The sequence below is a fragment of the Klenkia taihuensis genome (genome assembly GCF_900112525.1).
Lineage (GTDB): Bacteria > Actinomycetota > Actinomycetes > Mycobacteriales > Geodermatophilaceae > Klenkia > Klenkia taihuensis.
In genome coordinates, this window is the sequence record NZ_FOMD01000001.1 from 268004 (window position 1) to 293616 (window position 25613).

A 25613-nucleotide genomic window follows, 5' to 3' on the forward strand; every position below is an offset into this window, starting at 1 on the left:
CCCCGTGTCCACCTTGCTGCAGCGGCTCGGCCGCGCCTCCTTCCGCAACCGGTGGGTCGTCGTCGCCGTCTGGGTGCTGGTCCTCGCCGGCGTCGCGGCCGCCGTGCTGGTGCGCGGGCTGTCCTTCGACGACCGGTTCACCATCCCCGGTTCGGAGTCCCAGCAGGCCCTCGACCGGCTCACCGAGGTCTCCCCGGCCGCGGCCGGCGCCAGCGCCCAGGTCGTGTTCATCGCCCCCGACGGGTCCGGCGTGGCCGACCCGGCCTACCAGCAGGCCATCGAGTCCACCGTGCAGGCGATGGGCCAGGTCGCCGACGTCGGCGCCGTCGTCGACCCCTTCCAGTCCCAGGCCATCAGCCTCGACGGCCGCGCGGCCCTGGCCAACGTGCAGTACACGGTCAACAACACCCTGCTGGCCGACGACGCCCTCGAGCAGCTGCAGGAGGCCACCACGGCCGCCTCGGACGCCGGGCTCACCGTCGACGTCGGCGGCAACGCCTTCCAGACCACGGCGGTGACCGTGGGGCCGCTGGAGTTCGTCGGCGTCGCGGTGGCCGTCGCCGTCCTCGCGATCGCCCTGGGCTCGCTGCTGGCCGCCGGGATGAACCTGCTGACCGCGCTGGTCGGCGTCGCGGTCGGGCTGCTCGGGTTCCTGGCCATCGGCAGCTTCACCACGCTGTCCTCGTCGGCCCCGACGCTGGCGCTGATGATCGGCCTGGCGGTCGGCATCGACTACACGCTGTTCATCCTGTCCCGGCACCGCACCCAGCTGGCCGCGGGCGCCGACCCCGAGCAGTCGGCGGGCCGGGCCGTGGGCACCGCCGGGTCGGCGGTGGTGTTCGCCGGGCTCACCGTGGTGGTCGCCCTCGCCGGGCTCTCGGTGGTCGGCATCCCCTTCCTGACCGTGATGGGCCTGGGCGCCGCGGGCACCGTGCTGGTCGCCGTCGCCGTCGCGCTGACCCTGGTCCCGGCGCTGATGGGCTTCGCCGGCGCCCGGCTGACGCCGAAGCCGGGCAGCCGCACCGCCCGCCTGGAGGCGGCCAGCGCGTCGGGCGGCCGGTCGCTCGGCGTCCGCTGGGCCGCGCTGGTCACCCGCCTGCCGTGGCTGACCGCGCTGCTGGTGGTCGCCGGGCTGCTGGTGGTCGCGCTGCCGACCACCAAGCTGGAGCTCGCGCTGCCGGACAACGGCACCGCCGCCGAGGGCAGCTCCCAGCGGGCCACCTACGAGGCCGTCGCGGAGTACTTCGGCCCGGGCCTGAACGGCCCGCTGGTCGTGCTGCTCGACGGCGTCGACGCCGCGGACGGCCAGGCCGGTGCGCAGGCCGTCGCGCAGGCCGTCGGCGGCACGCCCGGGCTGCTGCCCGGCACCTCCACCGGCGGGCTGGACGACGTCCTGGCCGCCGTCCCCCAGCAGCTCGGCGAGACCACCTGGCTGATCCAGGTCATCCCCGAGAGCGGCCCGCAGGACGAGGCCACCACCCGGCTGGTCGGCGACATCCGCGACCTGGCCCCGCAGCTGGAGCAGCAGACCGGCGGCACGATCGCCGTCACCGGGCAGACCGCGGTGGCCATCGACGTCTCCAGCACCCTGGGTGCCGCGCTGGTGCCCTTCGCCCTGGTGGTCGTGGGCCTGTCGGTGGTCCTGCTGCTGCTGGTCTTCCGCTCGGTGCTGGTGCCGGTCAAGGCCGCGCTGGGGTTCCTGCTGTCGGTGGTCGCCTCCTTCGGCGCCGTGGTCGCGGTGTTCCAGTGGGGCTGGCTGATCGACCTGTTCGGGGTGGCCAGCGCCGGGCCGGTGGTCAGCCTGATGCCGATCATCCTCATCGCGGTGCTGTTCGGGCTGGCGATGGACTACGAGGTCTTCCTGGTCTCCCGCATGCGCGAGGCCTACGTGCACGGCGCCTCCCCGCGCGAGGCCGTGCTCGAGGGCATGCGGCACGCGGCCAGGGTCGTCACCGCCGCGGCGCTGATCATGTTCTCCGTGTTCGCCAGCTTCCTCACCATCGACGAGCCGGTGGTGAAGTCCATCGCCTTCGGCCTGGCGGTGGGCGTGCTGATCGACGCCTTCCTGGTGCGGATGACGCTGGTGCCCGCCGTCCTCGTGCTCATGGGCCGGTCGGCCTGGTGGCTGCCGCGCTGGGCGGAGAAGGTGCTGCCCGACCTCGACGTCGAGGGGGCGAAGCTGGACGCACCGACCCGCCACGGCGCGCACGAGGCCCCCGAGGACGGGCCCCGCGAGCCCGCCGCGGCGGCCGGTGGGCGCGGGCGGCACGAGGCACCCGGCGACTGACCTGACCGGGAGCGGCGGCCGGGTCGGCCACACTGCAGGGGTGAGCGCACCCCGGGACGGCGCGGACGCGCCCGAGCACGAGCCCTACGACGGCCCGCCGCCGTCGCAGCCGTGGGCCGGCGGGCCGGCCGACCCGTTCCCGCCCTACCCGCCGCAGCAGCCCTGGGGCGCCCCGGCGCCGTGGGGCCAGCAGCCGTGGAGCGCGCAGGCCGGGCCGCAGCCGTGGGGCCGCTCCTGGGGCTGGACGCCGCCTCCCCCGCCCCCGCCGGCCTGGCCGCGCGGACCCGGCCGGCCGACGCAGGCCACGACGTCGGCCTCGCTGGGCTTCGTCGCCGGGGGCATCGCCCTGCTCTGGGGCCTGGTCGCGATCGTGCTGCTGGCCGGCTCGGACGGCGGCGCCAGCAGCTGGCTGGGCATCGCGGTCGGCATCCCCTCCGGTGCCGCCCTGCTGTACGGCGGCACCCGGCTGCTGGCCGGCCGGGACCGCTGGGTGGTCGTGGGCGGCGGGGCCGCGCTGGCGCTGGCCGTGCTGGTGCAGGCGGTGGTGAGCGCGGCGTCGTCCTACGGGTCGTCGTTCGGCCAGGCGCTGCTTGTGGTCTTCCTGCTGCCCGTCCCGGCCGTGGCCGCCGTCCTCGCCGCGCTGCCGGTGGTCGGCGGCTGGGTGGACCACGTCCGCGACGGCGGCGCCCCGCCGCCGACCCAGCCGCAGGCGGCCCCGCCCGCCTGGTGAGGCGTGCCGGTTCCACGTGGAACCGGCAGGGTGGGGGCATGGCCCTCGACCCGGTCGACCTCGTCCGCGAGCTGGTGCGCCGGCCCACGGTGTCCGGCGACCCCCGCCCCCAGCGCGACCTCATCGGCGTCGTCGGCGAGGTGGTCGGCGCGCAGGCCCCGCACCTGCAGCGCCGGGACGGCGACGACCCCGACCACCCGTGGACGCTGCTGACCACGCCCACCGACCCCGGGCGGCCACGGCTGCTGTTCGCCTGCCACGTCGACACGGTGCCGGCCGCCGACGCCGCGCAGTGGCAGCGCGACCCGTTCGGCGCCGACGCCGAGGACGGCCGGGTCTGGGGCCGCGGCGGCTCGGACATGAAGGCCGGCCTGGTGGCCGCGGCCGCCGCGGTGGCCGCCGCCGACCCCGAGGTCCCGGTCGGGCTGCTGCTGACCAGCGACGAGGAGATCGGCTCGCACGGCGCCGCCGTCGCCGCGCAGGCACTGGCCGGCACACCCACCGGCGCGGTCGTCGTCCCCGAGGCCACCGGGAACGAGGTGGTGCTCGGCCACCGCGGCGCGCTGTGGCTGGCCGTCCGGGCGGCGGGACGGGCCGCGCACGGCAGCACGCCGCACCTGGGCCACAACGCCGTCCTCGACCTGGTCGCGGTGCTCGCCCGGGCCGGCGCGGACCTGCCCCTGGCCACCGAGCCGTTCCTGGGCACCGAGACCTGGAACCCCGGGGTGATCACCGGTGGCACCGTGCCCAACGTGGTGCCCGACGCCGCCGAGGTCGTCGTGGACATGCGCACCGTGGGGGACGGCGCCGCGCTGCAGGCCTGGTGGCGGGCCCAGCCCGAGGTGGCCGAGGTCGACGTCCGGGTCGACCTGCCGCCGCTGCGCACCGACGCCGACGACGCCTGGGTGCGGGCGCTGCCGGCGCGCGTCCGCCCCGAGCCGGCCACCTACTTCACCGACGGCTCCGTGCTCGGCCCGCTGGCCGCCGGCGCGCCCGTGGTCGTGTGGGGCCCGGGCACCCCGGCGGTCATGCACGCCCGCGACGAGTACGTCGAGGTCGCCGAGCTCGAGCAGGCGGTGCGGGTGTTCGGCGAGGTGGTCAGCCGCTGGCGCTGACGCCGGTGCTGGCCCGCACGACCAGCGACGGCGCGAGCGCGGACCGGGCCGGCGGCGCCCGGTGCGGGCCGAGCGCCGCCGACAGCAGCCGGACCGCCTCCTCGGCGATGTCGTCCTGGGGCTGGCGGACGGTGGTCAGCGGGGGGTCGGACAGCGCGGCGTAGGGGATGTCGTCGAACCCGGTCACCAGCACGTCCGCGGGGACGGCGACGCCCGCCGCCGCGCAGGCCTGCAGCACACCCAGTGCGATCAGGTCGTCGGCGCAGACGACGGCGTCGGGGAGCGGGCCGGCGGCCACCAGGCGCTGCATGGCCTCGCGGCCCCAGGCGATGGAGTACTCGCCGAGCAGCACGTCCCGGACCGCGATGCCGCGGCGGGCCGTGTGCTCGGTGAACCCGGCGACGCGCAGCTCGGTGGAGGAGTTGGTCAGCGTCGAGCTGATGAAGGCCGCGCTGGTCACCCCGCTGTCGGCCAGGTGGTCGACGACCAGCCGCAGGGCCAGGTCGTCGTCCACCCCGACCCAGTCGCTGTCGACCCCGGCGACGTAGCGGTCGACCTGCACCAGCGGCAGCTGGCCGGTGGCCCAGGCCAGGGCCTCCCGGCTGCGGATGCCGTGCACCGGACTGATCACGATGCCGTCGACCTGCCGGGCGACCAGGCTGCGCAGCCGCTGCGCCTCCAGGTCGGGGTCCGAGCGCGACGAGCACAGGAACAGCTGCCGGCCCGCCTGCTGCAGGGCGTGCTCGACGCCCTCGACCAGGGCGGTGAAGAACGGGTTGGCGATGCTGGGCACGACCATGCCGACGGTGTCGGTGCGGCTGCGGCGCAGCGCGCTGGCGATGCCGTTGCCGGAGTAGCCCAGGTCGTCGGCGGCACGGGTGACGGTCTCGAGCACCGACGGCGACACCGGCCGGGCTCCGGACAGCGCACGCGAGACGGTGGCGGTGGAGACGCCGGCGCGCTCGGCGACGTCCCGGATGGTCACCCGGCCCACGGCCCCCCCGTCCCGACCCCGGAAGCGGGGGCCGTCCCATCCTGCACGACCGCGTCCGGTTCTGCCCGTGACGATCACGTGTCACCGCGCTGACCAGCCGCAACACGAATGTAAACGATTGCCTCTTGACGCCGGCCAGGGAGCTCGCTGTAGCGTCGGTCACGCCTTGGCAATCGATTACACGGATGGTGACGACGGTGTCCGCACCCCTCGGGGTCTACCCCCGCAAGCCCTCGGCGGTGGCCGAGCTGTTCGGGGAGGGCACCGCCCTGATCGGGGCCGTGCACCTGCCCGCCCTGCCCGGCAGCCCGGCCTACCGGGGCCAGCCGGTCGCCGAGATCGTGCGCTTCGCCGTCGAGGAGGCCCGGGCCTACACCGGCAACGGGTTCGACTCGGTGATCGTGGAGAACCACTGGGACCTGCCCTTCCTCAAGCCCGGCGAGCACGGCTACGAGGTGGCCGCGTCGATGGGCGTCATCACCGCCGCGGTGGTCGCCGAGCTGGGCCCCAGGGTCGGGGTGAGCGTGCTGTCCAACGCCGGTGAGTGCTCCGTCGCCAGCGCCTGGGCCGCCGGTGCCGGCTGGGTCCGGGTCAACCAGTGGGTCAACGCCTACGTTGCCAACGAGGGCTTCATCGAGGGCCAGGCGGCCCGCACCACCCGCTACCGGCACGGCATCGGTGCCGACCCGGTGAAGGTCTTCGCCGACGTGCACGTCAAGCACGGGGCGCACGCGATCGTGGCCGACCGCACGCTGGCCGAGCAGACCGAGGACGCCGAGTTCTTCGACGCCGACGTGCTCATCGCCACCGGCTCGCGCACCGGCCACGCCACCAGCGTCTCCGAGGTCGTCGGCATCCGGGACCACACCCAGCTGCCGGTGATCATCGGCAGCGGGGTCGACCCGACCAACGCCGCGGCCCTGCTCGCCGAGTGCGACGGCGCGATCGTGGCGTCGGCGGCCAAGGAGAACGGCCGCTGGTGGGGCCGGGTCGACCCGGGGAAGGTGCGCGACGTGGCCCGGGCGGCCGGCCGGTGACGCCCGGCGCGCCGGTGGTCTTCTGCGGCTACGCCAACCTCGACGTGGTGGGCCGGGTCCCCCGCTTCCCCGCCCCCGACGAGCGGGTGCACGCCACCGCCATCGACCAGCTGCCCGGCGGCATGGGGGCCAACGCCGCGGTCGCCGCCGCCCGGGCCGGCGCCCGCGCCGCGTTCGCCGGCGTGGTGGGGTCGGACCTGCCCAGCGACCTGTTCCTCGCCCAGCTGGACGCCGAGGGCGTCGACACCGCCTGGACGGACCGGTCCGGCTACCTGTCCACCGCCATCGTGCTGGTGGACGGCGACGGCCGGCGGTCGGTCGTGAGCCAGGACGACGCCCTGGGGGCCGCGCACGTGGCCCGGGTCGCCGACCGGCTGGCCGGGGCGGGCGGCGGGGTGCTCTACCTGGACGGCTACCGCGCCGCGCAGCTGCCGGCCGCCGTCCGCCCGGGCGTGGTGCTGGCCGTCGACCTGGACGGCTGCGAGGACACCGGGGTGGCCCGGGCGGCGCTCGCCGCCGCCGACCACGTCGTCGTGGGCCGCACCCGGCTGACCGGTCTGCTCGGGCTGTCCACCGCCGACCGCGGCCCGCGCACCACGCTCGTCGTCACCGACGGCGCGGCCGGCTGGGAGCTCGCCGGTCCCGACGGGGCGGCGTCCGGACCGGCCCTGCCCGTGGACGTCGTGGACGACACCGGCGCCGGGGACTGCTTCGTCGGCACCCACCTCGCGGGCCTGGCCGCCGGTCTCCCCCCGGTCGCCGCCGCCACCCGGGCCGGGGTCGCCGCGAGCCTGTCCTGCACCCGGGAGGGTGCCCGCGCCGCTCCGGCTCCCGACCAGGTCACCGCCGCCCTGGACCAGCTCGCCCGCACCGCCTGACCACCCCCGCCCCGCACCGCCCGCCCCGTCCCGCCCGCCCCGCCCCGAGGAGAACCCGTGAAGCGCCGCCCCCTCGCCCTCGCCGCAGGCGCCTGCCTGCTGGCCCTCGCCGCGTGCGACAGCGGCTCCCCCGCCGCCGACTCCGCCGCGCCCGGCAGCCAGGCGCCGTCCTCGCTGCCGGCCTCCAGCGTGCAGCCCGCCGGCTGCGAGCAGCCCGCCGACGGCCCCTTCAGGGTCGGGCTGGTCACCATCAACCTGCAGGCGCTGTTCTTCAACCAGATCAACGCCGCCGCCCAGGCGATGGCCGACGACCAGGGCGTGGAGCTGCAGATCATCAGCGGCAACGACGACTCGGTGACCCAGGCCAACGCCATCGACACCCTGGTCGCCGGCGGGGTGGACGCGATCATCGTCGACGCCATCGACACCGAGGGCATCAAGCCCTCCGTGCAGGCCGCCGACGCCGCCGGCATCCCGGTGGTGGCGGTCGACGCCATCGTCGACGACCCCACCGTCGACGCCCAGGTCGGCACCGCCAACTCCGAGGGCGGCGCGCAGATGGGCGAGGCGCTGCTCGACCAGTCCGGCGGCGAGGGCGAGGTCGGCATCGTCGGCGCGCTCAACTCCACCATCCAGCTCGAGCGCCAGCAGGGCTTCACCGACGCCGTCACCGCCGGGGGGATGACCGTGGGCACCGTGGTGGACGGCAAGAACGTGCAGGAGACGGCCCAGTCGGCCGCGGAGAACCTGCTCACCGGCAACCCCGACCTGCAGTACGTGTACGCCACGGGCGAGCCCGCGCTGATCGGCGTCGCCGCCGCGGTGCGCGGCCAGGGCGCCCAGGACCGGGTCGACGTCGTGGGCTGGGACCTCTCCGACCCGGCCGTCGACGGCCTGCGCGAGGGCTGGATCACCGGCGTCGTGCAGCAGCAGACCTTCGAGTTCGGCTACCGCGCGATGGCCGCGGCGATCGACCTGGCGTGCGGCAACCCGGTCGAGCGCGACCAGCCCGTGCCCACCGAGATCGTCACGCCGGACAACGTGGACGACTACACCTTCTACCTGGAGGACTGACCGATGGCCCCCACGGGATCGACCACGACCGCCCCCGGTGACCTGCTCGTCGAGCTGTCCGGGATCACCAAGTCCTACGGGCCGGTGAAGTCGCTGCGCGGCGTCGACCTGACCCTGCGCCGCGGCGAGGTCCTCGGTCTCGTGGGGGACAACGGCGCCGGCAAGTCCACCCTCATGAAGGTGCTGGCCGGCGCCGTGCAGCACGACGACGGCGAGATCCGGGTGCACGGCAGGCCGGTGCGCTTCAGCACCCCCTCCGAGGCCCAGGCGGAGAAGATCGGCATCGTCTACCAGGACCTCGCGCTGTGCGACACCCTCGACGTGGCCAGCAACCTGTTCCTGGGTCGCGAGCCCAAGCGCGGCCCGTTCATCGACCGGAAGGCCATGCACGAGCAGGCCGCCCGCATCCTGGCCGACCTGCACGTCAAGGTCACCAGCACCCACCAGGAGATCGGCACGCTGTCCGGCGGGCAGCGGCAGACGGTCGCCATCGCCCGCGCCGTCTCCTTCGCGCCCGACGTCCTCATCCTCGACGAGCCGACCGCCGCGCTCGCCGTCGCCGAGGTGGAGTCGGTGCTGCGGCTGATCGGCGAGGTGGCCGCGCAGGGCGTCGGCGTCATCCTCATCACCCACCGTCTGCAGGACCTGTTCCGGGTCTGCGACCGGATCACCGTGATGTACGAGGGCCAGAGCGTCGACGACGCCGCCATCGCCGACCTCGACATCGAGAAGCTCGTCGGCCTCATCACCCGCACCCCGCAGCCGACCCGCACCGAAGGGAGCCGGGCATGAGCACCACCCAGACCCCGCCGGAGGCGCCGGCCGGGCCGAGCGTGCAGCGGCTGGCCCGGCAGCGGTCGCTGTGGGAGCGCACCAACAAGGCCACCCTGGTCATGGCCGGGGTCACCCTGGCGGTGTTCGTCTTCTTCGCCCTCGCCGACAGCGCCTTCCTGACCTTCGCCAACCTGTCCAACCTGGCCACCCAGGTGGGGCCGGTGCTCATCGTCGGCGTGGCCATGACCTTCGTGATCACGGCCGGGCAGATCGACCTGTCGGTGGGCTCGATCGTCGCCTTCGTCGCGGCGATCTCCGCCCAGCTGCTGGTCTCGGGCTGGGACTCCTCGCTGGTCATGGTCGCCGCGCTGCTCATGGGCCTGGGCTGGGGCCTGGTCAACGGCTGGTTCACCGCTTACCAGGGCATCCCGGCCTTCATCGTCACGCTGGCCACGCTGTCGGTGGTCCGGGGCCTGGCGCTGTTCCAGACCGAGGGCTTCTCCGTCCCGATCGCCTCCACCACCTTCGTGGCGAAGCTGGGGACGGCGCGCTGGTTGGGCTTCTCCGCCACCGCGTGGATCGCGCTGGCCGTCGTCGTCCTCGGGCTGGTGCTGCTGCACGCCACCCGGTTCGGCCAGTACGTGATCGGCATCGGTGCCGCGGCGGAGTCCGTCCGCCGGGCCGGGGTGAACGTGAAGCTGGTGACGATGGCCGCCCTCGGGTTCTCCGGCCTGGCCGCGGGCCTGGCCGGCCTGCTCATCGCCGCCCGGCTGGGGTCGGGGTCGGCCAACAGCGCGCAGGGCTTCGAGCTCACCGTCATCGCCGCCGTCGTGCTGGGCGGCACGAGCCTGCTCGGCGGCCGCGGCACGATCGTCGGCACCCTGATCGGTGCGCTGCTGACCCAGATCATCGCCAACGGGCTCACCCTGCTGTCGGTCAGCCCGTACCTGACGCCGATCATCACCGGCGCCGTGCTGGTGCTGGTCGTGTGGGTCAACCTGCGCGGGCGTGACCTGGCCTGGTTCGTGCAACGCCTGACCCGGCGCCCGTGACCGCCGTCCGCACGGTCACCGGCCACGTCGACTCCGCCGACCTGGGCCTGGTGCTGCCCCACGAGCACCTGGTCAACGACAACCGGTCGGCCTTCCGGCCCTCCCCCGACCCGCGGCTGCGCGAGCTGCTGGACGCACCGGTCAGCGCCGACCTGGCCTGGCTGCTGGCCGACCACCCCTACGAGAACGCCGACAACTGCCGGCTGGACGACGACCCCGCGATGGCCGTCGACCTGCAGGGGTTCGCCGCCGTCGGCGGCCGCACGGTGGTCGACCTGACCCCGCCCGGCATCGGCCGGGCCCCGAGCCGGCTGCGGGCGCTGTCCGAGGCGACGGGGGTGCAGGTGGTGATGGGCTCGGGGTGGTACCTGCAGGCCACCCACCCGCCGCACCTGGCCTCCGCCACGGCCGACCGGCTGGCCGCCGAGCTGGTCGCCGAGTTCACCTCCGGCCACGACGTCCGCCCCGGCGTCATCGGCGAGATCGGGGTCTCCCCCGCGTTCACCGACGACGAGCGGACCGCGCTGCGGGCGGCCTGCCGGGCCCAGCGGGAGGTCGGCGTCCCGCTGTTCGTGCACCTGCCCGGCTGGCAGCGCCGGGCGCACGAGGTGCTCGACGTCGTGGTGGGCTCCGAGGGCGTGGACCCCGGCGCGGTCGTGCTCTGCCACATGGACCCCTCCGGTGCCGACCGCGAGTACCAGCTCGCGGTCGCCGACCGCGGGGCGGTGCTCGAGTTCGACATGGTCGGGATGCCCTTCGACTACCCCGGGGAGGGCCAGTCGCCCTCGCCCACCGAGACCGCCGCGGCGGTCGCTGCCCTGGTCGGCGCCGGCCACGGCGACCGGCTGCTGCTCTCCCACGACCTGTTCCTCAAGGCCATGCTCACCCGCCACGGCGGCAACGGGCTGGCCTACGTCCCCGTCGTCTTCGCCGACCGGCTGCGCCGCAGCGGGCTGGACGACGACACGGTGACCGACCTGATGACCGCCAACCCCCGCGCGCTGTTCGAGCGCGCGACGAGAGGACGCTGACGTGGCCCGGATCCTGATCGCCGGCGAGAGCTGGATGACCACCTCGACGCACGTCAAGGGGGTGGACGAGTTCTCGGTGCACTCCTACGTGGAGGGCGTGGGGCCGTTGCGCGACGCCCTCACCGCCCGCGGGCACGAGGTCGTGCACCTGCCCGCGCACCTGGTGCCGACGGGGTTCCCGGACGACGCCGCGGCGCTGGACGCCTACGACCTGGTGGTGCTGTCGGACATCGGCGCCAACTCCATCCAGCTCGCACCGGGGGTCTTCGAGCGGTTCACCCCCGGTGCCGACCGGCTGGCCGCCCTCCGCGACTGGGTGGGGGCCGGCGGCGCGCTGCTGATGGTCGGCGGTTACCTCTCCTTCTCCGGGTTCCAGGCCCGGGCGGCGTTCCGGCAGACCGCGATCGCCGAGGTGCTGCCGGTGGAGATGCTGCCCGAGGACGACCGGGTCGAGGCGCCGGCGGGCATCGCCCCCGTGGTCACCGACGCCGGCCACCCCGCCCTCGGCGGCGCCGGCGAGGAGTGGCCGCTGCTGCTGGGCTACAACCGGGTGGTCGCCCGGCCGGGTGCCGCCGTCCCCGCGCTGGTCGGTGCGGACCCGCTGGTGGCCGTGGACGAGTACGGGTCGGGCCGGGCCGGGGTCTTCACGTCCGACTGCTCGCCGCACTGGGCGCCGCCGGAGTTCTGCGAGCAGTGGCCCGGCTACGCCGACCTGTGGGACGGACTGGTCCGTTGGCTGACCCGCTCCTGAGCCGGTCGGCCGGGCTGCTGGCGCGGCAGGCCGGGGCGCTGGACGACGCCTGCGCGATCCCCTTCGTGCAGCAGGTGACCGACGGGACCCTGACCGACGGCGCGCTGGCCCGCTACCTGCTGGTCGAGGAGGCCTTCGTGCTCACCGCCTCCCGGGTGCTCGGCCGGGTGGTGTGGGACTCCCCGACCTGGGACGAGCTGCTGCCGCACGCCCGGTCGCTGACCAACCTGGTCACCGACCAGCGCGACTACTTCGCCGGGTTGCGCGGCCGGTACCCGGTCGACCCGGCGCAGGCCCCGGCGGTCCTCGACCGGGCGCGGGTGCTGACCGACGTCGTGCTGGCCCAGGTCACCGAGGGTGGCCGGTCCGCAGCGGTGGTCGGCATGTACGCCGCGGAGACGATGTACGCCCGGTGGTGCACCGCAGCGGCTGCCGTCGACGCGCCCCGGCAGCCGGACCTGCAGGTCTGGGTGCAGCTGCACGCCGAGCCCGCCTTCCTCGCCCAGGTCGACGCCCTGCGCGACGACGTCGACCTGATCGGCTCCGAGGTGCCCGACGCCGACCTGGACCGCTGGTACGCGGCGGTGCTGGCCGCCGAGGTCGAGTTCCACGCCGTGGCCGTGGGCTGACCCGTTCCGCGCGGAGCGGGTCAGCCCACGGCCCGGACGACGGACTCCGCCACGCTGCTGGTCACCGGCAGCCGGGGCAGCAGCAGGGCCTGGGCCACGTGGTAGGCGTCGGGCTGGCCGGTCCAGGTGGTGTGCCCGAGCTGGCCGTCGGGGGTGAGCTCGTGGTGCCAGTTCCCCGTCCGCGGGTCGCGGACCAGCAGCTCCACCAGGTTCGACCACCGCTCGTGGTCCGCGCCGTGGCGTGGGTCGCCGGTGAGCGGGCCGAGGACGGCGGCCGCGGCCAGCGCCTCGGCCATCACCCAGTGCATGCGGGCGGGGACGACGGGCCGGTCGTCCCAGTCGAGGGTGTAGACGAAGCCGGGGTGCCCGTCGGGGCTCTCGCCGCGCTCGACGGCCACCCGGTACAGCTCGCCCGGCGCGTCGGCGAGGCCGGCCGGGAGGTCGACGACGGTGCCGAGCTGGGCGACCAGCCGGGCCCACTCGAACTGGTGCCCGACGGTGACGCCGTAGGGCCGGAACGGGTCGGCCGGCCGCTCGCGGTTGTACTCCGGCTGCGGGGTCCAGAAGGCGTCGAAGTGCTCGGGCAGCCGCCAGTCCCGCGCCCGGGCCTCCCCCACCAGCCGTTCCGCGGTGCGCAGGCAGCGCCGCCGCAGCTGCGCGGCCCGGGCGTCGTCCCCCCGCGCGGCGAGCGCGTCGGCGGCGGCCAGCTGCGCCTCGACGCCGTGCATGTTCGCGTTGGCGCCCCGGTAGTCGGCGCAGCTGGTCCAGCCGGCGTCCCACTCCTCCACGGCGGCGCCGGCGTCGTCGTCCCAGAAGTGCCCGTCCCACACCGCGAGCGCGTCGTCGAGCAGGTCGTCGCCCCCGGGCAGCCCGACCCGGCTGAGGGTCGACCCGGCCAGGACGACGAAGGCGTGCACGTAGGCCTGCTTGGTGCCCCCGCCGCGGGCGTCGGGCCACCAGCCGCCGTGGACGTCGTCGTGCAGCAGCCCGGTCAGCGCCCGCCGGCCGTGCTCGGCCAGCTCCACCGCCCCCGGCCGGCCCCACGCCGCGGCGAGGCCGAACACGTGGGTCATCCGGGCGCCGATCCAGGTCTCGGGGACCTTCCCGGGCGTGCGGGCGCCGTGCTCGTCGAGGTAGCCGAACCCGCCGGCCGGGTCGGCCGCGCCGGCCGCGGTGGTGAGCAGCTGGTCCAGCTCCGCGCTGTTCATCCACCGACCGTAGCCACGCCGCCCCCGGACCCGACATCATGGCCGCGGCAGGCACCCCGGAGCAGCAGGAGAGCACGATGCGCAGCGAGTTGTTCGCCCCCGAGTACGCCGAGCAGCAGGCGGTCGGCATCCAGAAGCAGGGCGGCAAGATGTGCCGCGTCGGGCTGAACGGGGAGGTGCTCGCCCGGGCCGGCTCGATGGTGGCCTACCAGGGGAACCTGCAGTTCGACGCGATGGGCTCCGGCGGCATCGGCGGGTTCCTCAAGCAGAAGCTCACCGGCGAGGGCGTGCCGCTGATGAAGGTCCGCGGCCAGGGCGACCTGTTCCTCGCCGACGCCGCGCAGGACGTGCACCTCATCGACCTCGACGGCTCCGACGGGCTCACGATCAACGGCGCCAACGTGCTGGCCTTCGACCCCACGCTGTCCTACGACATCCGCCGTGTCTCCGGCGCCGGCATGGGCGGCAACGCCGGCCTGTTCAACTGCGTGTTCACCGGCGTCGGGCGCATCGCCATCACCACCAAGGGCCAGCCGGTCGTGCTGGCGGTCAACCAGCCCACCTACGCCGACCCGCAGGCCGCCGTCGCCTGGTCCTCCTCGCTGCAGACCGGCCTGCAGTCCAACGACTCCTTCGGCCTGGGCACGCTCATCGGCCGCACCACCGGCGAGCGGTTCACCCTCTCCTTCCACGGCCAGGGCTTCGTCGTCGTCCAGGCCTCCGAGGAGCCGCCGGTCAGCGCGATCGCCGGCCAGGGCGCCGGCCAGCAGTCCGGCGAGGGCGGGTTCGGCGGCGCGCTGGGCCAGTTCCTCGGCGGGCGATGAGTTCCGGCGACCCCGGCCGTCCTGCAGGCATGACCGCGAACCTCTGCCCCTACCTGTCCTTCGACGGCACCGCCCGGGAGGCGATGGAGACCTACCAGCGCATCCTCGGCGGCACCCTGACCATCAACACCTTCGGGGAGTTCGGCATGGACGGCCCCGACGCCGACAAGGTGATGCACGGCCAGCTGGAGACCCCCGACGGCATCCTGCTCATGGGCTCGGACACCGGGCCGGGGATGGGCTTCGAGAAGCCGGCCGGCACGGTGGTGTGCCTCAGCGGCACCGACACCGAGAAGCTGCGCGGCTGGTGGGCCCAGCTCTCCGACGGCGCCGAGGTGCAGACGCCGCTGGCGGTGCAGATGTGGGGCGACGAGTACGGCGCCTGCACCGACCGCTTCGGCACCCCGTGGATGTTCAACATCGGCGGCCAGGGGTGAGGCGAGGCAAGATCAACGCATGACCGAGCCGCAGGAGATCGTCGACCCCCGCGTGATGCGGGACGTGCTGGGCCACTTCGCCTCCGGCATCACCGTGGTGACGGCCGTGGAGGAGTCCGGCCCGATCGGGTTCACCTGCCAGTCGTTCAGCTCCCTGTCGCTGGACCCGCCGCTGGTCAGCTTCGCCCCGGCCCGCAGCTCGACCACCTGGCCGCGGCTGCGGGCCATCGGCCGGTTCTGCGTCAACGTGCTGGCCGACGACCAGGACGGGCTGTCCACGCAGTTCTCCCGGTCGGGCACCGACAAGTTCGCCGGGGTGGGGTGGTCGCCCAGCGCGCACGGCTCACCGGTGCTGGACGGCGTGGTGGCCTGGATCGACTGCGAGCTGCACGCCGAGCACGACGGCGGCGACCACACCATCGTGGTCGGCCGGGTGCTCGACCTGGGCGCCACCGCCGAGCGGACCCCGCTGGTCTTCCACCGCGGCGCGTACGGCCTCCAGGCCGCCGTGGTCCCGCCCCCCGGCGCGTAGCAGCGCCCCCGTGGGGGACGCAGGGGCGGACTAGCCGAAGCAGACGGCGATGAGGGCGACGTCGTCGCGGCGGTCGAGGTCGGTCGCCACGGCGTGCGCGATGAGGTCGGCCGGGCCGGCGCCCACCGGGGCGGCGCCCAGCCGTCGCACCAGCGCGGCGATGCCGTCGTCGAGGTCCGCGCCGGGGTGCTCGACCAGGCCGTCGGTGTAGCCCACCAGCACGGCGCCGGCCGGCACCTCCACCTCGACCGTGGAGCGCCGGGTGTCGGCGTCCACGCCGACCAGCAGGCCGGCGGCCTCGTCGAGCACCCGCACCCCGCCGTCGGGCAGGCGCAGCAGCAGCGGCGGGTGGCCGGCGCTGGCCACCAGCAGCCGCCACGGCCGGCCCTCGCCCGTCGGCGGCTCGGCCCGCACGTAGGCCATGGTCGCCATCGACGCCACGTGCAGGCCCTGCACCAGCCGGTCGACCCGGCCCAGCACCGAGCCCGGGTCGGGGTCGGGCGCGTCCCACATGCAGGCCCGCAGCAGCCCGCGCAGGTGGCCCATCGCGGCGGCGGCGGCGACGTCGTGGCCGACGACGTCGCCGATGGCCACGCCGACCGCGCCGTCGGGCAGCTGCAGCAGGTCGTAGAAGTCCCCGCCCACGTCGGCGGCGGTGGAGGCGCTGACGTAGTGCGCCGCCGCGGCCACCCCCGGGATCTCGGGCAGGGCCGGCAGGAGGGACCGCTGCAGGGTCTCCGCGACCTGGTGCTCGGCCTGGTAGAGCCGCACGTTGTCCAGGGCCAGCGCGGCCCGGCGGGCGAGGTCCTGCACCAGGTCGACGTCGTGGTCGTCGAAGGGGCGGTCCTCGGACTGCCGCACCAGCGCCACGGCGCCCAGCACCCGGCGGCGGGCGATCATGGGCACCGCGAGGGCCGAGCGCCCGCCGAGGCGGTGGAAGGCCTGGCGGGTGCTCTCGCGGGCGAACACGTCGTCCAGCACCTCGTCGGTGACCTCGGCCATCAGCACCGGCTGCCGGGTCTCCATCGCCTGCCGGCTGGGCGAGCCCGGCGTCAGGTGCAGGGCGTGCTCGGTGCTGATGGCGCGCAGCTCGTCGGACAGGCCCCGGCGGTGCCGTGCCGCGGTCTCCTGCACGTCGCCGTGCGGGTCGACGACGGTGACGAAGACCCAGTCGGCCAGCAGCGGCACGCACAGGTCGGCCAGCCGGTCCAGCAGCTCGGTCATGTCCAGCGTCGCGCTCAGCGAGCTGGTCGTCTCGGCCATCAGGCCCAGCCGCTCCTGGGCGAGCTCGGCCTCCTCGCGGGCCTCCTCGGCGTCGGCGCGGGCCTGCTCGGCCACGGCCTGGGCGACCTCGGCCTCGCGGCGGGCCGCCTGCTCGGCGGCGAAGGCGGCCTCGCGCTCGCGCTCGACCCGCACCCGCTCGGTGACGTCGGTCTGCACGCCGACGAAGCTGACCAGCTCACCGGCGCCGTCGAGGACGGGGCTGATCGAGACCTGGTTCCAGAAGGCCGTGCCGTCCTTGCGGAAGTTCAGCAGCGTCTCGGTGACCGGACGGCGCGCGTCCAGGCCGGCCCGGATGCGGGCAACGACGGCGCGGTCGGTGGCCGGCCCCTGCAGGAACCGGCAGTTGCGGCCGACGGACTCCTCGTAGGTGTAGCCGGTCACCCGGGTGAAGGAGGGGTTGACCCAGACCAGCGGGTCGTCCTCGCGGCGGGGGTCGGTGATGGTGAAGCAGATGTCGGTGGCCAGCACCGCGCGCTCCCGCAGCGCCTGCAGCTGCGCCTCGTCGTCGACGCGGTCGGCGTCGATCTGCAGGAACACCACCAGCGCCAGCTGCTCGGCGTCGGGCACCGGGGACAGCGGGAACCCGGTGACCCACAGCGTGCGCCCGGGCGACCCGTCGGCGGGGCGCAGCCGCACCGCCTCGCCCGACACCGGGGTGCCCTCGGCGACCAGCGACAGCGGGCTGCCCGAGCTGGCCAGCGGCTGCCCGCCCAGGTCGGTCAGCCCGGCGCTGGTGCCCCATTCGTCGATGGGCAGCGGCAGCCGGACGTCACCGGCCAGCTCGATGGCGGCGGAGTTGGCGTAGACCACCGTGCCGGCGTTCTGGTCGATGACCAGGACGGCGACCGGGACGTCGGCGAGCACCCCGGGCAGCGCCGACCGGGCGCCGTCACCGGACTGCGACACCACGGCGGCCGCGGCACCCACGGCGCCGGCCTGGTGCTCCCGTCCGCGGTCGGGCGCGGCGCCGGCGGCGGCGTCCGCGACGACGGCTGCGGCCTCGGGTGGTACGTCCGCGGCGTCGGGGCCGGCGGGCTCGGGGGCCGGTGGCACGCCGGGGATGGTACCGGGGGTGCAGCGGACCGACCGGTCCGCCGATCGGGGGAACGGATGGCCCGCGCCGGTCGTGAGCGGGGTGCAGCTCCCGACGAGAGGACGACGACGATGGGCTTCCTGGACCGGCTCCTGGGACGCGACCCCGCCCCGCGACCCACCGCACCCCCCGCCGCACCGCAGGTCGGCCCACCGCGGTCGGCCGACGAGCAGGCCGTCGAGCGCTACCGCTACCTGCTGCGCACCGCGCCGCCGGACCAGGTCGAGGCCGCGCACGCCGAGGCCTTCGCCAAGCTCACCCCGGAGCAGCGCCAGCAGGTGCTCACCCAGCTCGGCGACGCCGTCCCGCCGGGCGAACGGCCCACCTCCGACGACCCGCAGCAGCTGGCCCGCGCGGCCACCCGCGCCGAGGTGCGGCAGCCGGGCACGCTGGAGCGCTCGTTCGGCGGCGGCGGGATGGGCGGTCGCGGCGGCCCGGGCTTCGGGTCGATGGTCGGCGCCTCGCTGCTGGGCACCGTGGCCGGCGTCGTCGTCGGCACCGCGGTGGCTGACGCGCTGTTCGACACCGGGATGGGCGACGGCGGCCTGTTCGGCGGCGGCGACGAGGAGGCCTACGCCCAGGGCTACGAGGACGGCGCCGGGGGCGACCCGGGTGCCGACGCCGGCGGTGACTTCGGCGGCGGGGACTTCGGAGACTTCGGCGGTGGCGGCGACTTCTGATCCGCCTCCTCCCGCTCCACCTCGCCGAGGTGGCGCAGCCAGAGCAGGCCGAGGACGGGCAGGGCGAGCGGGATGAACCCGTAGCCCTGCCCGTACACCGACCACACGGTCGCGTCGGGGAAGGCCGCCCGGTCGGCCAGCGACAGCGTGCCCACCACCAGCACGCCCACCAGCTCGACCAGGCACGCCACCACGGCGGTGCGCCGTCCGCCGCGGCCGCCGCGGGCCAGGCCGACGGTGGCCACGAGGTAGACCACCGCGGAGAAGGCCGACAGCAGGTAGGCCACCGGCGCCTCGTCGAACTGGGTGGCCAGCTGGACGGCGGCCCGGGCGCCCGCGGCGAGGGCGAAGGTGCCGTAGACGGCGACGAGCACCCGGCCCGGGCCGCGGGCGGTGCTGGCGTCGCCGGGCTCCGCCGCGGGCGCGCCGAGGCGGTCAGCCACCGGTGGCCTCCCACAGCTGCAGCAGCCGCCAGACCATGACGGCCACGACGAGGCCGGCGACGGCGAGCACGGTGCCGGCCCAGCGGGTGGGCTCGCTGCGCGCCCAGAGCACCCCGGCGACCGGCACCAGCACGACGCTGACCAGGTAGGCCAGGAAGGTCGCGGTCTCCGGCGGGCGCTGGCCGCCGGCCATCGCGACGACGACGAGGACCAGCTGGACCAGCAGCACGGCCTGCAGCGCGCCGGCGGCGACCAGGTGCGCCAGGCCGGTGCGCCGGCGCAGCGCCGTGGACAGCCCGCCGAGGGCGGCCAGCACCAGCGCGACCGCGCTGGCCAGGGCCACGAGGGGGGTGCTCACGGGGCCATCCTCCCAGCGCGGCCGCGGCGGCCGGCGGGGGGCGACACGCCGGTAGGTGTGTCCGGGGGTAACCCATTCGGGTGGCCCTCGTTGTCCCGGCACAGCGCACGCACAGCGGCGCGACACCGTCGTCGCGCCCCCTGCCGTCGAGGAGAGCCCGTGCACAGGTACCGCCGCACCGTCGGACTGGTGGGGGGTGCCGCGCTCGTCGCCGGCGTCCTCGCCACCAGCAGCCCCGCCGCCGCCAAACCCGCGAGCACAGCCGCCGCCCCGGTCCAGGCCTTCCTGGCCGACCAGCTCGGCACCCTCGCCGCCGGGCTGCCCACCACCGTGCTGGTGCACGGCACCGACGCCGCGGCCGCCCGTGCCGCCGTCGCCGCGACCGGCATGGACACCGTCACCGAGTTCGAGCGGATCGGCGTGGTCGTCGCCCGCGGCACCGGCGACCAGGTCGAGGCCGCCCGCACGCAGCCCGGTGTCACCTACCTCGAGGGCAACGCCCCGATCGAGTTCGCCGACTCCACCTCCAACCTCGCCACCCGCGGCGCCGAGGCGGTCGACACCCTCAGGGGGGCGGACGGCCTGGCGCTGGACGGCAGCGGGGTCTCCATCGCCGTCATCGACTCCGGCGTCGACCCGACCCACCCCTACCTGCAGGACGCCGACGGCACCGACGCGGTGGTGGCGAGCCTGAAGAGCATCTGCCTGGACGAGTCCACGACCACCACCGACTGCGTGGTCCCGGTGCCGAACCTCGTCGACACCGACACCCTCTCCGTCGGCGGCCACGGCACCCACGTCAACGGCATCGTCGCCGGCCGGCCCACCACGCTGGCCGACGGCACCCAGCTGCAGGGTGCCGCGCCGGGTGCCTCGCTGGTGTCGATCTCCACCGGCGCCGCACTGCTCATCGTCGGCGCCGACTCCGCGCTGAACTGGGTGCTGGAGAACCACGACGCGCCCTGCGGGCCCGGCGTCAGCGCCGAGGTCTGCCCGCCGATCAAGGTCACCAACAACTCCTACGGCCCCTCCGGCGGCGGCGCCTTCGACCCCAACTCGGCCACGGTGAAGCTGCAGCGTGCCCTCGTGGAGGAGGGCGTGGTCACCGTGTGGGCGGCCGGCAACGACGGCGGCGACGGCTCGACCTCGCTGACCAACCCGCCCGGCCAGGACCCGACCGGCGGCATCCTCTCCGTCGCCTCCTACTACGACGAGGCGACCGGCACCCGGGACGGCGTGGTCAGCGAGTTCTCCTCGCGGGGCGCCGCGGCCGACTCGTCGACCTGGCCCGACCTGTCGGCGCCCGGTGAGGACATCACCTCCTCCTGCCGGCTGTACCTGCCGATCTGCGCCACCGGTCTGGCGCCGCAGAACGGACCGGGCCTGCTCGACGTGGGCACGTTCAACACCATCAGCGGCACGTCGATGGCGGCGCCGCACATCGCCGGGATCGTCGCGCAGCTGTTCCAGGCCGACCCGACCGCGACCCCGGCCGAGGTCGAGGCGGCCCTGGTGGGCACCGCGCACCGGTACACCGACGGCGCGGCCTACCAGACCGTCGGCGACCGGACGACGTCCTACGACAAGGGTGCCGGACTGGTCGACGTCGTCGCCGCGGTCGAGGCGCTGCGCGCCGGGTGACCTCCCGCTCCCCCACCCGGCCACGGGGCGGGTGGGGGAGCCCCCGGTGTTCCACGTGGACCATCTGCCGGACCGTCCGCGTGAACCGCCCGGCCCACCCGGGACGAAGGAGTGGCATGAAGACCGGTGACGTCGCACCCGATTTCGAGCTGCCCGACCAGGACGGCCGCCCCCGCCGGCTGTCGACGATGCTGCAGGACGGCCCCGTGGTGCTGTTCTTCTACCCGCTGGCCTCCTCCGGCGGCTGCACCACCGAGATGTGCACCGTCCGCGACGAGGCCGCCCGCTTCGCCGCCGTCGGTGCCCAGCGCGTGGGCATCAGCCAGGACAGCGTCGAGAAGCAGAAGGCCTTCGCCGACGGCAACGGCTTCGACTACCCGCTGCTGTCCGACGCCGACGGCGCGGTCTGCACCGCCTACGGCACGAACCGGGGCTGGAAGGCCGCCCCGGTCAAGCGGCACACGGTCGTGATCGGCACCGACGGGCGGGTGCGCGACGTCATCAAGAGCGAGTTCAAGTTCGCCAAGCACGCCGACAAGGCGCTCTCCGCGCTGAGCCCGTCCTGAGGCGCCGGCCCTGATCCTCCGGCCGGGCGGTGGCCACTCCCCCGCCCGGCCGGTGCTACAGGCCGAGCTCGGCCCTGATCTCCGCGTCGTGCTCGCCGACGGCCGGCACCCGGCCGACGGCGCCCGGGGTGGCCGAGAACCGCGGGGCGACGCCGGGCTGCACCACGCCGTCCACCTCGACGAAGACCCCGCGCTCCCGGTTGTGCTCGTCGGTGGTGGCCTCGAGCAGTGACCAGGCCGGCGCCACGCAGGCGTCGGTGCCGGCGAAGACCTGCCACCACTCCGCCCGGGTGCGGCTCGCGAAGACCTCGGTGAACCGCTCCCGCAGCGCGGGCCAGGCCGAGCGGTCGCGGCGGTCGGGCAGCGCCGGGTCGTCGGCCAGGCCCAGGCCCTCCAGCAGCGCGGCGTAGAACTGCTCCTCCAGCGCGCCCACGGCCAGGAAGGTGCCGTCGGCGCAGGCGTAGACGTCGTAGAACGGCGCGCCGGTGTCGAGCAGGTTGACCCCGCGCTCGTCGGTCCAGGCGCCCGCGTCGAGCATCCCGTGGATCATCGTGGTGAGGACGGCGGTGCCGTCGACGATCGCCGCGTCGACCACCTGGCCCTCCCCGGTGGTGCGGGCGTGCAGCAGGCCGGCCACCACGCCCAGGGCCAGGAACACCCCGCCGCCGCCGAAGTCACCGAGCAGGTTCAGCGGCGGCGCCGGGCGCTCGCCCGGCCGCCCGGTGGCCCCCAGTGCGCCGGTGAGCGCGACGTAGCCGATGTCGTGGCCGGCGCTGTGCGCCAGCGGTCCGGTCTGGCCCCACCCGGTCATCCGGCCGTAGACCAGCGCCGGGTTGGCCGCGTGCGCCTGCTCCGGGCCCAGGCCCAGGCGTTCCATCACCCCGGGCCGGAAGCCCTCCAGCAGCACGTCGGCCCGGCCCACCAGCGCCCGGACGACGGCGAGGTCGGCGTCGTCCTTGAGGTCGAGGGCGATGGAGCGCTTGCCGCGGTCCAGCAGCGACGTCGCGCCCAGCGAGCCGACCAGCCCGCCCGCGCGGGAACGGCGGTCGACCCGCACGACGTCCGCGCCCAGGTCGGCCAGGAGCATGCCGCAGAACGGCCCCGGACCCAGCCCCGCGAACTCCACCACCCGCACGCCCTGCAAAGGTCCGGCCACGCTGCCGCCTCTCCTCGTCGTCGGTGGCATGCTGCCGCACCGTGCGGACCTACCTCGTGGTGGCCCTCGGCGGGGTGCTGGGGGCGCTGGGCCGCTGGGGCGTCTCGCTCGGGCTGCCGCACGCGCCCGGCAGCTGGCCGTGGGCGACGGTGACGGTCAACCTGACCGGCTGCCTGGCCATCGGGGTGCTGCTGGCCGTCCTGCTCGCCCGGTGGCCCGGGCACCCCTGGCTGCGGCCGTTCCTGGCCACCGGGGTGCTCGGCGGGTACACCACGTTCTCCACCTTCGCCGTCGACGCCGTCCAGCTGGTCGAGGCCGGCCGGGCCGGGACGGCCGCGGCGTACGTGCTGGTCAGCGCGCTGGGCGGGCTGCTGGCCGTGGTCGTGGGCCTGACCGCGGGACGACGGGTGGCCCGGTGACCGCGCTGTGGGTGGCCCTGGGCGCCGCGGTGGGTGCCTCGGCCCGGCTCGCGGCCGACCGGGCCGCGGTGCGGTGGCGGGGTTCGGGCAGCGTCGTCGGCATCCTCGCGGTGAACGTGCTGGGCAGCCTGGTGCTGGGTGCGCTGCTCGGCGCGCGGGACCTCGCCCCGGCCGTGGTGGCCCTGGTCGGCACCGGGTTCTGCGGCACCCTGACCACCTTCTCCACCTTCGGGGCCGACGTCGTCCGGCTGGTCGAGGAGCGCCGGGTGGGCCGCGCGCTGGCCTACCTGGCCGGGTCGCTGGTGCTGGGGCTCGCGGCCGCGGCGACCGGGTACGCCGCCGTCCGCTGACCTGCGGGCGGCACCGGCCCTCAGTAGGGTCGGGGCCGGTATGGCTGACAAGCAGAGGTCCGAGAGCCCCGTCGTCGTGGTCGCCAACCGGCTGCCGGTGGACCAGGTGGTCGCCGCCGACGGGTCGGTCAGCTGGACCCGCAGCCCCGGCGGCCTGGTCACCGCGCTGGAGCCGTTCGTGGCCGGCCGCGGCGGCGCCTGGGTGGGCTGGTCGGGCAAGGCCGGTGAGGCCCCCGAACCCTTCGAGTCCGGCGGCATGCACCTGGTGCCGGTCGGCCTGTCCGACGACGACGTCGACCTCTACTACGAGGGCTTCTCCAACGCCTCGCTGTGGCCGCTGTACCACGACGTCGTCGAGAAGCCCGAGTACCACCGCACCTGGTGGAACACCTACGTGCAGGTCAACCGCCGGTTCGCCGAGAAGGCCGCCGAGGTCGCGGCCGAGGACGCCATCGTCTGGGTGCACGACTACCAGCTGCAGCTGGTCCCGGCCATGCTCCGCCAGCTGCGCCCCGACCTGACCATCGGGTTCTTCCTGCACATCCCGTTCCCGCCCTACGAGCTGTTCACCCAGCTGCCGTGGCGCAACGCCATCGTGGAGGGCCTGCTCGGCGCCGACCTGATCGGCTTCCAGATGCCGGCCGGGGCGGCGAACTTCGTGCAGCTGGCCCGCCGGCTGCACGACCTGCCCGCCAAGGGCAGCACGATCTCCTACGACGGGCGCACCGTCACCGCCAAGGCGTTCCCGATCTCCATCGACGTCGCCGACTTCGAGTCCCTGGCCCGCCGGCCCGAGGTCGAGGCCCGCGCCGCGGAGATCCGGCAGGAGCTGGGCAACCCGGAGAAGGTCATCCTCGGCGTCGACCGGCTGGACTACACCAAGGGCATCGCCGTCCGGCTCGAGGTCTTCCTGGAGCTGCTGGAGGACGAGCTGGTCGAGGCGCCGTCCACCGTGTTCGTGCAGGTCGCCACGCCCTCGCGCGAGCGGGTCGAGCACTACGTGACCATGCGCGAGACCATCGAGCAGCAGGTCGGCCACATCAACGGCGTCTTCGGCTCCACCTCGGGGCCCGCGGTGCACTACTTCAACCAGTCGATGCCGCGCGAGGAGCTCGCCGCCCTCTACCGCGCCGCCGACGTCATGCTCGTGACGCCCTACCGCGACGGGATGAACCTGGTCGCCAAGGAGTACGTCGCCGCCCGCAGCGACAACGGCGGCACGCTGGTGCTCAGCGAGTTCGCCGGTGCCGCCGCCGAGCTCAAGCAGGCCTACCTGGTCAACCCGCACGACAAGGACGGCGTCAAGAAGCAGCTCATGCGGGCGCTGCGGGCCGACCCCGCCGAGGCGGCCAAGGCCATGAAGGCGATGCGCCGCTACCTGGCCAGGCACGACCTCGAGCACTGGGCCGGGTCCTTCTTCGCCGCGCTCCAGGCGGAGGCGCAGTGACCGCCCACGCCGGGGCGGTGGCCCGGCTGGCCGCCCGCCGGCCGCTGCTGGTCGCCACCGACTACGACGGCGTGCTGGCCAGGCTGCGCGACGTGCCCGGCGAGGCCGTGCCCGAGGAGTGGGCCCCGGGCCTGCTGCGCCGCCTCGCCTCGGCCGACGGCGTCGTCGTCGCCCTGGTCAGCGGCCGCGGCGTCGCCGACCTGCGGGCGACGTCGGGCCTGGCCGAGCCGTTCCGGTTCGTCGGCAGCCACGGCGCCGAGCACGACGACGGGCTCGACCCCGCCGTCGCCGCCGAGCGCGACCTGCTGGTCGACGCGCTCACCCCGCTGGTCGACGCGGTCGAGGGCGCGCGGCTGGAGGTCAAGCCGGCCGCGGTCGCGGTGCACGTGCGCACCGTCGCCGACCGGGCCGCCGCGACCGCCCTGCTCGAGCGCGCCGCCGCGGCCGCCGGCCCGCACCACACCGCCAAGCCCGGCAAGGACGTGCTCGAGCTCGCCGTCACCGACGCGGACAAGGGGACGGCGGTGCGCCGGCTGGCCGAGCAGCTCGGCGCCGACGGCGTGCTCTACCTCGGCGACGACGTCACCGACGAGGACGCCTTCCGGGCCCTCGCCGGCGACGGCACCACGGTGAAGGTCGGGGACGGCGAGACCGCCGCGCAGCTGCGGGTGGCCGACCTGGACGGCGTCCGCGAGCTGCTGGAGGAGCTGGCGCAGGCGCTCGGGGTCTGACCCCACCGTTTCGTACACAACGAACACGTGACGCACAGCGCACCCTCACCTACGTTCCTGGGTGTGATCGGCAACCATCCCGGGCGGCCCCG

At 75.3% G+C, this 25613-nt stretch carries 27 protein-coding genes; 21 read left to right on the top strand and 6 right to left on the bottom strand.

All coding sequences use genetic code 11. The features are described from left to right. Positions 1-4: 4 nt before the first annotated feature. The 3 genes from BM158_RS01305 to BM158_RS01315 are packed head-to-tail and all read left to right on the top strand — an operon-like array spanning position 5 to position 4132. Complete coding sequence (locus tag BM158_RS01305) at positions 5-2287, top strand: MMPL family transporter (RefSeq protein WP_091553782.1); 2283 nt, start codon at positions 5-7, stop codon at positions 2285-2287. A gap of 40 nt (positions 2288-2327) precedes the next feature. Then, the gene (locus BM158_RS01310; protein ID WP_131801953.1) at positions 2328-3017 is read left to right on the top strand and encodes a hypothetical protein; all 690 of its coding nucleotides are present in this window, start codon (positions 2328-2330) and stop codon (positions 3015-3017) included. A 38-nt stretch (positions 3018-3055) separates the two neighbouring features. Further along, positions 3056-4132: a M20 family metallopeptidase gene (locus BM158_RS01315; protein ID WP_091553788.1), complete on the top strand. Its 1077-nt coding sequence runs from the start codon at positions 3056-3058 to the stop codon at positions 4130-4132. On the opposite strand, the gene BM158_RS01320 is transcribed toward BM158_RS01315, so the two are convergent. After that, complete coding sequence (locus BM158_RS01320; protein WP_229827529.1) at positions 4116-5117, bottom strand: LacI family DNA-binding transcriptional regulator; 1002 nt, start codon at positions 5115-5117, stop codon at positions 4116-4118. The genes BM158_RS01315 and BM158_RS01320 overlap by 17 nt on opposite strands. 206 nt (positions 5118-5323) lie before the next feature. Here BM158_RS01320 and BM158_RS01325 point away from each other — a divergent pair, with 206 nt between their 5' ends. Genes BM158_RS01325 through BM158_RS01360 form a run of 8 tightly spaced genes read left to right on the top strand, consistent with a single transcriptional unit; the run spans position 5324 to position 12352 of the window. Beyond that, complete coding sequence (locus BM158_RS01325) at positions 5324-6163, top strand: BtpA/SgcQ family protein (RefSeq protein ID WP_229827528.1); 840 nt, start codon at positions 5324-5326, stop codon at positions 6161-6163. Continuing rightward, positions 6160-7041, top strand: a complete 882-nt coding sequence (locus tag BM158_RS01330) for a carbohydrate kinase family protein (RefSeq protein ID WP_165628803.1) — start codon at positions 6160-6162, stop codon at positions 7039-7041. Before BM158_RS01325 ends, BM158_RS01330 begins: the two co-directional genes overlap by 4 nt. Before the next feature lie 57 nt (positions 7042-7098). Continuing rightward, positions 7099-8115: a substrate-binding domain-containing protein gene (locus BM158_RS01335; RefSeq protein WP_091553800.1), complete on the top strand. Its 1017-nt coding sequence runs from the start codon at positions 7099-7101 to the stop codon at positions 8113-8115. Between the two features lie 3 nt (positions 8116-8118). Beyond that, positions 8119-8907 carry an ATP-binding cassette domain-containing protein gene (locus tag BM158_RS01340; protein WP_091553804.1) on the top strand — a complete coding sequence of 263 codons (789 nt, stop codon included), beginning with the start codon at positions 8119-8121 and terminating at the stop codon, positions 8905-8907. Beyond that, the gene (locus BM158_RS01345) at positions 8904-9941 is read left to right on the top strand and encodes an ABC transporter permease (protein ID WP_091553806.1); all 1038 of its coding nucleotides are present in this window, start codon (positions 8904-8906) and stop codon (positions 9939-9941) included. The genes BM158_RS01340 and BM158_RS01345 overlap by 4 nt, the downstream gene beginning before the upstream one ends. After that, entirely contained in the window at positions 9938-10972 is a 1035-nt protein-coding gene (locus BM158_RS01350; RefSeq protein ID WP_091553809.1) for a phosphotriesterase family protein, read from the top strand. The genes BM158_RS01345 and BM158_RS01350 overlap by 4 nt, the downstream gene beginning before the upstream one ends. 1 nt (position 10973) lies before the next feature. Further along, the gene (locus BM158_RS01355) at positions 10974-11723 is read left to right on the top strand and encodes a glutamine amidotransferase (RefSeq protein WP_091553812.1); all 750 of its coding nucleotides are present in this window, start codon (positions 10974-10976) and stop codon (positions 11721-11723) included. Then, positions 11705-12352, top strand: a complete 648-nt coding sequence (locus BM158_RS01360) for a TenA family protein (protein ID WP_207506069.1) — start codon at positions 11705-11707, stop codon at positions 12350-12352. Before BM158_RS01355 ends, BM158_RS01360 begins: the two co-directional genes overlap by 19 nt. A gap of 20 nt (positions 12353-12372) precedes the next feature. Here BM158_RS01360 and BM158_RS01365 read toward each other — a convergent pair whose 3' ends face one another. Further along, positions 12373-13560: an AGE family epimerase/isomerase gene (locus BM158_RS01365; protein WP_091553815.1), complete on the bottom strand. Its 1188-nt coding sequence runs from the start codon at positions 13558-13560 to the stop codon at positions 12373-12375. Positions 13561-13598: 38 nt separating this feature from the next. Between BM158_RS01365 and BM158_RS01370 the strand changes: the two genes are divergently transcribed. Genes BM158_RS01370 through BM158_RS01380 form a run of 3 tightly spaced genes read left to right on the top strand, consistent with a single transcriptional unit; the run spans position 13599 to position 15353 of the window. After that, on the top strand, positions 13599-14384 hold the full coding sequence (locus tag BM158_RS01370; RefSeq protein WP_091553819.1) for an AIM24 family protein: 786 nt from the start codon (positions 13599-13601) through the stop codon (positions 14382-14384). 29 nt (positions 14385-14413) lie between these two features. After that, on the top strand, positions 14414-14821 hold the full coding sequence (locus tag BM158_RS01375) for a VOC family protein (protein WP_091553821.1): 408 nt from the start codon (positions 14414-14416) through the stop codon (positions 14819-14821). A 19-nt stretch (positions 14822-14840) separates the two neighbouring features. Then, entirely contained in the window at positions 14841-15353 is a 513-nt protein-coding gene (locus tag BM158_RS01380) for a flavin reductase family protein (protein ID WP_091553824.1), read from the top strand. Positions 15354-15383: 30 nt separating this feature from the next. Here the strand turns inward: BM158_RS01380 and BM158_RS01385 are convergent, their stop codons facing one another. Then, the gene (locus BM158_RS01385) at positions 15384-17690 is read right to left on the bottom strand and encodes a SpoIIE family protein phosphatase (RefSeq protein ID WP_091553826.1); all 2307 of its coding nucleotides are present in this window, start codon (positions 17688-17690) and stop codon (positions 15384-15386) included. Between the two features lie 111 nt (positions 17691-17801). Between BM158_RS01385 and BM158_RS01390 the strand changes: the two genes are divergently transcribed. Next, positions 17802-18410 (top strand): hypothetical protein, encoded by a 609-nt coding sequence (locus BM158_RS01390; protein ID WP_091553829.1) that lies wholly within the window; start codon positions 17802-17804, stop codon positions 18408-18410. Here BM158_RS01390 and BM158_RS01395 read toward each other — a convergent pair. Both BM158_RS01395 and BM158_RS01400 read right to left on the bottom strand, forming a co-directional pair. Then, complete coding sequence (locus BM158_RS01395; RefSeq protein ID WP_091553831.1) at positions 18314-18853, bottom strand: hypothetical protein; 540 nt, start codon at positions 18851-18853, stop codon at positions 18314-18316. The genes BM158_RS01390 and BM158_RS01395 overlap by 97 nt on opposite strands. After that, a complete protein-coding gene (locus BM158_RS01400) occupies positions 18846-19211 on the bottom strand; it encodes a hypothetical protein (RefSeq protein WP_091553834.1) in 366 nt (121 codons plus the stop codon). Before BM158_RS01400 ends, BM158_RS01395 begins: the two co-directional genes overlap by 8 nt. A 159-nt stretch (positions 19212-19370) precedes the next feature. On the opposite strand from BM158_RS01400, the gene BM158_RS01405 reads away from it, so the two are divergent. Continuing rightward, positions 19371-20852 carry a S8 family serine peptidase gene (locus BM158_RS01405; RefSeq protein ID WP_191328582.1) on the top strand — a complete coding sequence of 494 codons (1482 nt, stop codon included), beginning with the start codon at positions 19371-19373 and terminating at the stop codon, positions 20850-20852. A gap of 116 nt (positions 20853-20968) precedes the next feature. Further along, complete coding sequence (locus tag BM158_RS01410) at positions 20969-21418, top strand: peroxiredoxin (protein ID WP_091553837.1); 450 nt, start codon at positions 20969-20971, stop codon at positions 21416-21418. 55 nt (positions 21419-21473) lie between these two features. Here BM158_RS01410 and BM158_RS01415 read toward each other — a convergent pair whose 3' ends face one another. Beyond that, positions 21474-22574 (bottom strand): CaiB/BaiF CoA transferase family protein, encoded by a 1101-nt coding sequence (locus BM158_RS01415; protein WP_229827527.1) that lies wholly within the window; start codon positions 22572-22574, stop codon positions 21474-21476. A gap of 41 nt (positions 22575-22615) precedes the next feature. On the opposite strand from BM158_RS01415, the gene crcB reads away from it, so the two are divergent. Genes crcB through otsB form a run of 4 tightly spaced genes read left to right on the top strand, consistent with a single transcriptional unit; the run spans position 22616 to position 25521 of the window. Beyond that, entirely contained in the window at positions 22616-22993 is a 378-nt protein-coding gene (gene crcB, locus BM158_RS01420) for a fluoride efflux transporter CrcB (protein ID WP_091553842.1), read from the top strand. Next, the gene (locus tag BM158_RS01425) at positions 22990-23343 is read left to right on the top strand and encodes a fluoride efflux transporter FluC (RefSeq protein ID WP_091553845.1); all 354 of its coding nucleotides are present in this window, start codon (positions 22990-22992) and stop codon (positions 23341-23343) included. Before crcB ends, BM158_RS01425 begins: the two co-directional genes overlap by 4 nt. A 40-nt stretch (positions 23344-23383) precedes the next feature. Then, a complete protein-coding gene (locus BM158_RS01430) occupies positions 23384-24790 on the top strand; it encodes an alpha,alpha-trehalose-phosphate synthase (UDP-forming) (RefSeq protein ID WP_091553847.1) in 1407 nt (468 codons plus the stop codon). Continuing rightward, the gene (otsB, locus tag BM158_RS01435) at positions 24787-25521 is read left to right on the top strand and encodes a trehalose-phosphatase (RefSeq protein WP_091553849.1); all 735 of its coding nucleotides are present in this window, start codon (positions 24787-24789) and stop codon (positions 25519-25521) included. The genes BM158_RS01430 and otsB overlap by 4 nt, the downstream gene beginning before the upstream one ends. Positions 25522-25613 lie beyond the last annotated feature (92 nt).

What these genes read in the sequence shown, in the direction of transcription:
- BM158_RS01315 (WP_091553788.1), top strand. Translation starts at nt 3,056, where the DNA reads ATGGCCCTCGACCCGGTCGACCTCGTCCGCGAGCTGGTGCGCCGGCCC.
- BM158_RS01340 (WP_091553804.1), top strand. Translation starts at nt 8,119, where the DNA reads ATGGCCCCCACGGGATCGACCACGACCGCCCCCGGTGACCTGCTCGTC.
- BM158_RS01345 (WP_091553806.1), top strand. Translation starts at nt 8,904, where the DNA reads ATGAGCACCACCCAGACCCCGCCGGAGGCGCCGGCCGGGCCGAGCGTG.
- BM158_RS01365 (WP_091553815.1), bottom strand. Translation starts at nt 13,560, where the DNA reads ATGAACAGCGCGGAGCTGGACCAGCTGCTCACCACCGCGGCCGGCGCG.
- BM158_RS01370 (WP_091553819.1), top strand. Translation starts at nt 13,599, where the DNA reads ATGGCCGCGGCAGGCACCCCGGAGCAGCAGGAGAGCACGATGCGCAGC.
- BM158_RS01375 (WP_091553821.1), top strand. Translation starts at nt 14,414, where the DNA reads ATGACCGCGAACCTCTGCCCCTACCTGTCCTTCGACGGCACCGCCCGG.
- BM158_RS01380 (WP_091553824.1), top strand. Translation starts at nt 14,841, where the DNA reads ATGACCGAGCCGCAGGAGATCGTCGACCCCCGCGTGATGCGGGACGTG.
- BM158_RS01390 (WP_091553829.1), top strand. Translation starts at nt 17,802, where the DNA reads ATGGGCTTCCTGGACCGGCTCCTGGGACGCGACCCCGCCCCGCGACCC.
- BM158_RS01410 (WP_091553837.1), top strand. Translation starts at nt 20,969, where the DNA reads ATGAAGACCGGTGACGTCGCACCCGATTTCGAGCTGCCCGACCAGGAC.
- BM158_RS01430 (WP_091553847.1), top strand. Translation starts at nt 23,384, where the DNA reads ATGGCTGACAAGCAGAGGTCCGAGAGCCCCGTCGTCGTGGTCGCCAAC.